The organism is Streptomyces sp. NPDC004561 (genome assembly GCF_053602155.1).
In genome coordinates, this window is sequence record NZ_JBSGDB010000552.1 from 1 (window position 1) to 5,376 (window position 5,376).

General features: G+C 71.9%; 5 protein-coding genes and 1 riboswitch. Of the genes, 4 read left to right on the plus strand and 1 reads right to left on the minus strand.

All coding sequences use genetic code 11. The annotated features are described in order from the left end of the window. Positions 1-120 precede the first annotated feature (120 nt). Positions 121-744: a helix-turn-helix domain-containing protein gene (locus ACWEN3_RS40465; protein WP_452981927.1), complete on the plus strand. Its 624-nt coding sequence runs from the start codon at positions 121-123 to the stop codon at positions 742-744. Continuing rightward, complete coding sequence (locus ACWEN3_RS40470; RefSeq protein WP_452981930.1) at positions 741-863, plus strand: DUF6126 family protein; 123 nt, start codon at positions 741-743, stop codon at positions 861-863. Before ACWEN3_RS40465 ends, ACWEN3_RS40470 begins: the two co-directional genes overlap by 4 nt. A gap of 18 nt (positions 864-881) precedes the next feature. Here the strand turns inward: ACWEN3_RS40470 and ACWEN3_RS40475 are convergent, their stop codons facing one another. Further along, positions 882-1,679, minus strand: a complete 798-nt coding sequence (locus tag ACWEN3_RS40475; protein ID WP_452981932.1) for a tyrosine-protein phosphatase — start codon at positions 1,677-1,679, stop codon at positions 882-884. A 171-nt stretch (positions 1,680-1,850) separates the two neighbouring features. Here ACWEN3_RS40475 and ACWEN3_RS40480 point away from each other — a divergent pair, with 171 nt between their 5' ends. Next, positions 1,851-3,923 (plus strand): alpha-galactosidase, encoded by a 2,073-nt coding sequence (locus tag ACWEN3_RS40480; protein ID WP_452981938.1) that lies wholly within the window; start codon positions 1,851-1,853, stop codon positions 3,921-3,923. A gap of 302 nt (positions 3,924-4,225) precedes the next feature. Further along, a riboswitch (cyclic di-AMP (ydaO/yuaA leader) is annotated at positions 4,226-4,388 on the plus strand. Positions 4,389-4,390: 2 nt separating this feature from the next. Further along, positions 4,391-5,314: a M23 family metallopeptidase gene (locus tag ACWEN3_RS40485; RefSeq protein ID WP_452981935.1), complete on the plus strand. Its 924-nt coding sequence runs from the start codon at positions 4,391-4,393 to the stop codon at positions 5,312-5,314. The last annotated feature ends 62 nt before the right edge of the window (positions 5,315-5,376 follow it).

Consider the following 5,376-nt stretch of genomic DNA (forward strand, 5'->3'; position numbering starts at 1 on the left):
CGGGGCGCCCGCGCACGGATCGGGGGACGGGCCGGTAGCACCCCATGACAGGGGGCCTGGCATCTTTGCCTCACAGGCAAGAAAATTGCCGCTCGGGCAAAATTGGGGCTCAATGGAGGCATGAACGCCTCAGACGCCCCGCCGTCGGCGGGCCAGGGCGACGACCTGCCCACCGTCGCGCCGCAACTGCGCTCCCTGCGCCGGGGCGCCGGCCTCACCCTGGAGGCCGCGGCCCGGGAAGCAGGGCTGTCACCGGCCCATCTGTCGCGCCTGGAGACCGGGCAGCGCCAGCCCTCGCTGCCGATGCTGCTCGCGCTCGCCCGCATCTACGGTACGACCGTCTCCGAACTGCTCGGCGAGACGGTCGCCGGCCGGGACGCGATCGTACGGGCCGGCGACATGGAGCCGACCCGGGCGGGCGGCTGGACCTACTTCCAGGCGGGAGCGCCCGGCCGGGGCATGCAGGCGCTGCGCGTCCGGGTGCCCTACGGCTCCCAGGGCGACATCGTGCGCGTCCACCCCGGCGAGGAGTGGCTCTACGTCCTGAAGGGGCATCTGCGCCTGCGCCTCGGCGACACCGTGCATCTGCTCGCGCCCGGCGACAGCGCGCACTTCGACTCGCTCACCCCGCACCGCCTCGCCGCCGAGGACCAGGGCGGCGTGGAGCTGCTGTTCGTCCACACCCTGCTGCAGAGCCCCACGGCCGCACTGTGCCTGGGGCCCCTGACCGGAGAGATGCCATGAGCGACCTCGAGACCAAGTTCCCCCGTGCCCTGTGGATCCGGCTGATCATCTACATCGCCGTCGGACACCTCTTCGCCGCGTTCCTCTACCTGCTGTTCGCGCTGGGCGGGAAGGGCTGAGGCCGCCCGGCGGTCCGCTCAGTCCACCAGCCGCGCCCGCAGCCGCTCCCGAGTCTCCGGGGACAGCCCCAGACCCTGCTCCAGGTACGGGTCCACACCGCCCCAGGTCTCCTCGATGCTGTCGAAGGCCGCCGCCAGGTACTCGGCGCGGGCGTCGAAGAGCGGGCTGAGCAGCTCCATCACCTCGGGGGTGTACGCGCTCGACGCGCTGCCGTTACGGCGCACCTTGTAGCGGCGGTGCTTGGCGTTGGACTCCAGGTAGTCGGCGACGATCGCCTCGCGCTCCACGCCCACGGCGAGCAGGGTCACGGCTATCGAGATGCCCGCGCGGTCCTTGCCGGCCGCGCAGTGCATCAGCGCGGGCACGCTGTCCTCGGCGAGCGAGTGCAGCACCCGGGAGTGCTCGGCGGTGCGCTCCTTGACGATCGTCCGGTACGAGGTGACCATCCGGGCCGCCCCCTTGCCGTCGTCCAGGATCGCGCGCAGTTGGTCGAGGTCGCCGTCGCGGACCATCTTCCAGAACTCCGCGCCGTCCGCCGGGTCGCTCAGCGGCAGGTTCACATTGCGCACGCCGGGCAGCTCGACGTCCGGGCCCTCCAGCGTCTGGTCGGCCGCGTTGCGGAAGTCGAAGATCGTGTGCAGGCCCAGGCCGGCGAGGAAGACCGCGTCCTCCCCGGTCGCGTGGGCGAGGTGTCCGCTGCGGAACAGCACGCCGTGCCGCACCCGCCGGCCGTCCACGGTCGGAAGCCCGCCCACATCACGGAAGTTGCGCACTCCGGCCAGCTCGGGCTCGGTCGACGGGACCTGCTGCGTCACGGGGTCTCCTCCCGGTCGGCCCCGCCGTCGCGGCTCGTCGGCGGGCGCTCTGTCGACGATACGACATTGATTTCCCCGGGCAATGAGTTGTCCACAGGCATTGTCACCTGGGACTCCAGGGCCTGATGATGTTCGTACTTGAGCGGGTCTGTTGGCACCTGTGAGGTCTCGATGGTGGACATCGCCGAAGACGGTCGAACCTGGCTCCTGTCGGGGCCGACCAGCAGTTATGCCCTGCATCTCACCGAGGCGGACGAGCTGCTGCACCTCCACTGGGGGCCGAGGATCGAGCTCGCGGACGCCGAGGCACTGGCGGAGCGCCCGCTGCCCGGCCACCGGCCCTTCGAGTCCCCGCTCGACGGCCGCGAGGAGTACCCCGTCGAGGGCGGCCCCCGCTTCGTCCGCCCCGCCCTGTCCGTGCGCACCGAGGAGCGGCGCGGCACGCAGTGGCGCTTCGTGTCCCACGAGGCCGAGGACGGCGAACTGCGGCTGCGCTTCGACGACGACGGGTTCGCGATCACCCTGCACCACCGCATGCGCGGCGATGTCGTCGAGCGGTGGGTGACCCTGGAGAACGGCGGGCACGCGCGCGTGGAGCTGCTGCGCGCCGACGCGGCCACCTGGACCCTGCCCGGCCGCGAGGGCTGGCGGCTGTCCCAGCTGCACGGCCGCTGGGCGGCCGAGTCCCGGCTCGCCGTCGCGCCGCTCACCTACGGCGAGAAGGTCATCGGCAGCCGGCGCGGCCACACCGGTCATCAGCACCTGCCCTGGGTGGCGCTCGACACCGACGCCACCGAGGAGCGCGGCGAGGTATACGGCTGCGCGCTCGGCTGGTCCGGCTCCTGGCGGATCGCGGTCGCGCAACTCCCGGACGCGCGCGTGCAGATCACGGGCGGCGCCGGGTACGACGACTCGGGGCTGCTGCTCCTCGCGCCGGGGGAGTCGTACACCACCCCGGTCTTCGCGGGCCTGTGGAGCGACGGCGGCTTCGGCGGCGCGAGCCGCGCCTGGCACGCGTACCAGCGCGCGTACGTCATCCCGGACGCCGGGCGGGACCGTCCGGTGCTCTTCAACTCCTGGGAGGCGACGAACTTCGACATCTCCGAGGAGCAGCAGACCGCCCTCGCCCGCCGGGCCGCCGCGATCGGCGTCGAGCTGTTCGTGGTGGACGACGGCTGGTTCGGCGCGCGTACCGGCGACCGCGCCGGACTCGGCGACTGGACCCCGAATCCGGACCGCTTCCCGCACGGCCTCAAGCCGCTCGCGGACCAGGTGCACGGCCTGGGCATGCGGTTCGGCATCTGGGTCGAACCCGAGATGGTCAACCCGGACAGCGAGCTGTACCGCGCCCACCCCGACTGGGTGCAGTACCAAGCCGGTCGTGAGCGGACCGAACTGCGCCATCAGCTCGTCCTCAACCTCGCCCGCGAGGACGTCCAGCAGTACCTGTGGGAGCAGTTGGACGCCCTGCTCTCCAGCGCCCCTGTCGACTACGTGAAGTGGGACTTCAACCGCTGCTTCACCGACGCCGGCTGGCCCGGCGAGCCGTACCCGCAGCGGCTGTGGGTGGACCACGTCCGCGCCCTGTACGCCCTGCTGGACCGGCTGCGCGCCGCCCACCCCGGCGTCGCCTTCGAGTCCTGCTCGGGCGGTGGCGGCCGGATCGACCTCGGGGTGCTGAGCCGCACCGACCAGGTGTGGACCTCCGACAACACCGACCCGCTGGACCGGCTGGCCATCCAGCACGGGTTCAGCCAGATCCACCCCGCCCGGGTCATGGCGGCCTGGGTCACCGACAGCCCGAACACCCAGCTCAACGGCAGGGTCAGCTCGCTGCGGTTCCGCTTCGTCAGTGCCATGGCGGGCGTCCTCGGCGTCGGCGGCGACCTCACCGAGTGGAGCGACGGGGAGCTGGCCGAGGCCCGGCGATGGGTGGAGCTGTACAAGGAGATCCGGCCGCTCGTCCAGCGTGGCGACCAGTACCGGCTGCGGCCCCCGGCGGGCGGGCTGAGCGCCGTCCAGTACCTCCTGGAGGATGAGACCGTGGTCCTCGCCTGCCTCCAGGCGCAGAGCTACGGCGAGCCCGTGCCGGCCGTGCGGCTGCGCGGCCTCGACCCGGCGGCGTCGTACGAATGTCGCGAAACGGGTGAAGTGCACCGGGGTGCGGTGCTGCTGCACCACGGGCTGCACACCGGACTCAAGGGTGACCTGGATGCGACGGTTCTCCGGTTGTGCCGCATCTGAGTCGCCTGTCCTGAATCAGCTCCTTCATCACAACTCGCCACGTAATAACGGGGCATGGCGTGATGGGGCGTGATGAGGGTCATATTCGTGACCGTGTGTGCGCGTCGTGTCCGCGCAATCGCGGCGGGGAAATGGGGAATTCGCAGAACGGAGGGGCGGGGATGCACGCAGGGTGATGGTGTATTCCCGCATTCGATCATCCGGACCGCCGACGCCGGGAATCCACTGCTTGTTTCCGCGCGTCTTGCTCCCTTACGTTCACCCCGCATCCGGACGGAACGCCGAATCCTGCCGCCGCCCGGAGTCCCCACACACTTGACCCGCGTTCGGCAGGAGCGGGGGACCCACCAGGTACGACTGCCTGTCCGGTCTCCGCGACAGGCTAGGGGTGAAGCCGCGCACCGCGGCCGGGCCGCTCCAGCCCGAACCCGACAGCTGACCTCGCAGGCGTCGGAGAGGAATGCGCCATGCCCGGCAAGGGTAAGCACCGACGTCCCAAGACCCCGCGTTTTTCCCGCTCCATCGCCGTCGCCGGAACCGGTGGCGCCGCGCTGGCCCTCCCGCTCGTCGGGGCCACCGGGGCGCACGCCGCCACCACGGCCCAGCCGGTGACCGGAAAGGCCGTGCGGTCCCTCCCGGTGGCCGTGCAGAAAACCGTCGCCCAGCAGCCGAGCCGGACCCTGCGCACCTACACGGTCAAGTCCGGCGACTGCCTCTCGGTGATCGCCTACGAGCAGCACGTCCGCGGCGGCTGGCACCGGCTCTACGACGACAACCGGCAGGCCGTCGGCGTCGACCCGTCGCTGATCCACCCGGGCCTGAAGCTCACGCTCGGCGGCGAGGCCGCGCCGGCCCGCACCGAGACCGCCGCCCCGCAGCACTCCTCGGGCGCCCCGCAGCCCTCCGCCACGCACGCGGCCCCGCAGGTCCAGTCGACCCAGCAGGCCCAGCAGGCCCAGCAGGCCCCGCAGGTCACCTCCACCGGCTACACGCTCCCGGTGACCGGCGCCACCATCGGCACCAGGTACCACGTGGCCGGCGGCATGTGGTCCAGCGGCTACCACACGGGCGTCGACTTCGTCGTGCCGACCGGCACCCAGGTCAAGGCCGTCGCCGCGGGCACCGTCGTCAGCGCCGGCTGGGGCGGCGCCTACGGCAACCAGGTCGTCATCAGGCTGAACGACGGCTACTACGCCCAGTACGGCCACCTCTCCCGGCTCTCCGTCTGGGCCGGCCAGACGGTCACCGAGGGGCAGCAGCTCGGCCTGTCCGGCGCCACCGGCAACGTCACCGGCCCGCACCTGCACTTCGAGATCCGCACCACGCCCGACTACGGCTCCGACATCGACCCGGTCGGCTACCTCCTCCGGCACGGCGTCCCCGTCGGCTGAGACCCCGAACCACCTTCCTGACACGCCGCCGAAGGCCGGACCCCCGAACCCCGGGTCCGGCC